The sequence below is a fragment of the Pseudomonas frederiksbergensis genome (assembly GCF_003732275.1).
Lineage (GTDB): Bacteria > Pseudomonadota > Gammaproteobacteria > Pseudomonadales > Pseudomonadaceae > Aquipseudomonas > Aquipseudomonas frederiksbergensis_H.
Window position 1 is genome coordinate 1 of the sequence record NZ_MOBM01000016.1, and the last position, 2,903, is coordinate 2,903.

Below are 2,903 nucleotides of genomic sequence, written 5' to 3' on the forward strand. Positions count from 1 at the left end.
CATCCGCAGTGCCTGGGTTTACTCAATAAGATCACGCAGGAGATTTGACGTGCACATTGGTGTTCCTCTCGAAACCCAGACGGGTGAAACACGGGTTGCTGCAACCCCGGAAACCATCAAGAAGCTGATCGGCCAGGGTCATAAAGTCACTGTGCAAAGCGGCGCCGGTATTAACGCCAGCGTTGTCGACAGTGCTTATGAAGCGGCAGGCGCGACCATTGGCAGTGCCAATGATGCATTTGGCGCAGAGCTGATTCTCAAGGTGGTCGCCCCCAGCGACAGCGAACTGACGCTGATAAAGAGCGGCACCGTTGTGGTGGGCATGCTCAATCCGTTCAGCAATGAAACCATTGCCAAGCTGGCTGAGTGCGGCATTACCGCTTTCGCACTGGAGGCTGCGCCGCGCACCTCCCGCGCTCAGAGCCTGGATGTGTTGTCCTCCCAGGCGAACATCGCCGGCTATAAAGCCGTGTTGCTGGCTGCTCACTACTATCCACGCTTCATGCCGATGCTGATGACCGCTGCGGGCACCGTGAAAGCGGCGCGTGTGCTGATTCTTGGCGCCGGCGTAGCCGGTTTGCAGGCGATTGCCACGGCGAAACGTCTGGGGGCAGTCATCGAAGCGTCCGACGTGCGTCCTGCCGTGAAAGAACAGATCGAATCTCTGGGTGCGAAATTCGTCGATGTGCCGTACGAAACCGATGAAGAGCGCGAATGCGCCGTCGGTGTCGGCGGTTACGCACGCCCCATGCCGGCCAGCTGGATGCAGCGCCAGGCCTTGGCCGTGCATGAACGCGCCAAGCAGGCTGACATTGTCATCACCACCGCACTGATCCCGGGCCGCAAGGCGCCGACACTGTTGAGCGCCGAAACCGTGGCGCAGATGAAGCCCGGCTCGGTGGTCATCGACCTCGCGGCAGCCCAGGGTGGCAACTGCCCGCTGACCGTGGCCGATCAGGTGGTCGTCGAGAATGGCGTGACCATTTGCGGCCCGACCAATCTGGCCGGCGCAGTCGCGGCCGATGCTTCGGCGCTGTACGCGCGCAACCTGCTGGACTTCCTGAAGCTGGTCTTCAACAAAGAAGGCCAGTTTGAAGTGAACCTCGAAGACGACATTGTCGCCGCGTGCCTGATGTGCCGCGACGGCCAAGTCATCCGCAAAAACGCCTAAGCAGGGATTCAGACGATGGAAGAGCTTATCTCCCCCGGTATCTACAACCTGATCATCTTCGTGCTGGCGATTTATGTCGGTTATCACGTGGTGTGGAACGTTACGCCTGCACTGCACACGCCTCTGATGGCGGTGACCAACGCGATCTCGGCGATCGTCATCGTCGGCGCCATGCTCGCCGCGGCTTTGACCGTGACGCCATTGGGCAAGACCATGGGCACCCTGGCGGTGGCTCTGGCGGCGGTGAACGTGTTTGGTGGCTTCCTGGTGACCCGCAGGATGCTTGAGATGTTCAAGAAAAAAGCCCCGAAAGCCGCAAAAGAAGAGGCGCCCAAGTAATGAGCATGAATCTTGTAACGACGCTCTACTTGATCGCGTCGATCTGCTTCATCCAGGCCCTTAAAGGCCTGTCGCACCCGACCACATCGCGACGCGGCAACGTGTACGGCATGCTCGGCATGGCCCTGGCGATCCTCACTACCGTGGGCCTCATCTATAAGTTGGGCGCTGAGCTTGCTACTGCCGGCATCGGTTACGTCATCGTGGGTCTGCTGGTCGGCGGCACTGCCGGCTCGATCATGGCCAAACGCGTTGAAATGACCAAGATGCCGGAACTGGTCGCCTTCATGCACAGCATGATTGGTATGGCCGCAGTGTTCATCGCCATCGCGGCGGTGGTCGAGCCGCAGTCTCTGGGCATCGTTAAACAGCTGGGTGATTCGATTCCGGCGGGCAACCGCCTGGAACTGTTCCTCGGCGCTGCCATCGGTGCAATCACCTTCTCCGGTTCGGTGATCGCGTTTGGCAAGCTGTCGGGCAAGTACAAGTTCCGCCTGTTCCAGGGCGCACCGGTACAGTTCGCTGGCCAGCACAAGCTGAACCTGCTGCTGGGTATGGCGACGCTGGCACTGGGCGTCACCTTCATGCTGACCGGCAATCTCAGCGCGTTTGCCCTGATGCTGGCCCTGGCCTTCGTGATGGGCGTGCTGATCATCATCCCGATTGGCGGTGCCGACATGCCCGTCGTCGTGTCGATGCTCAACAGCTACTCCGGCTGGGCAGCAGCGGGTATCGGCTTCTCGCTGAACAACTCGATGCTGATCATTGCCGGCTCCCTGGTGGGCTCAAGCGGTGCGATTCTCTCGTACATCATGTGCAAGGCGATGAACCGTTCGTTCTTCAACGTGTTGCTCGGCGGTTTCGGCAACATAGCAGATGCCGCTGGCCCGGCAGGCTCGAAAGAAGCCCGCCCGGTGAAATCCGGCTCGGCTGACGACGCCACCTTCCTGCTGACCAACGCCGACACTGTGATCATCGTTCCGGGCTATGGCCTGGCGGTGGCTCGCGCGCAGCACGCATTGAAAGAGCTGACCGAGAAGCTGACCCACCGTGGTGTGACCGTGAAGTATGCGATTCACCCGGTTGCGGGTCGGATGCCTGGCCACATGAACGTATTGCTGGCCGAGGCCGAAGTGCCTTACGACCAGGTGTTCGAGATGGAAGACATCAACTCCGAGTTCGGTCAGGCCGACGTGGTGCTGGTGCTCGGCGCCAACGACGTGGTTAACCCGGCGGCCAAGAACGATCCGAAATCGCCGATTGCCGGCATGCCGATTCTGGAAGCGTTCAAAGCCAAGACCATCATCGTCAACAAGCGCTCGATGGCCAGCGGCTATGCCGGTCTGGATAACGAGCTGTTCTACCTGGACAAGACCATGATGGTGTTTGGCGA

3 protein-coding genes are annotated in these 2,903 nt (G+C 60.2%); all 3 read left to right on the forward strand.

All coding sequences use genetic code 11. The features are described 5' to 3' along the window. Positions 1-49: 49 nt before the first annotated feature. On the forward strand, positions 50-1,171 hold the full coding sequence (locus BK662_RS13200) for a Re/Si-specific NAD(P)(+) transhydrogenase subunit alpha (protein WP_123358427.1): 1,122 nt from the start codon (positions 50-52) through the stop codon (positions 1,169-1,171). A 15-nt stretch (positions 1,172-1,186) separates the two neighbouring features. After that, positions 1,187-1,510 (forward strand): NAD(P) transhydrogenase subunit alpha part 2, encoded by a 324-nt coding sequence (locus BK662_RS13205; protein WP_003196446.1) that lies wholly within the window; start codon positions 1,187-1,189, stop codon positions 1,508-1,510. Beyond that, positions 1,510-2,903 (forward strand): NAD(P)(+) transhydrogenase (Re/Si-specific) subunit beta (locus BK662_RS13210; RefSeq protein ID WP_148057931.1); only part of this gene is annotated, 1,394 nt, incomplete at its 3' end. The genes BK662_RS13205 and BK662_RS13210, both read left to right, overlap by 1 nt.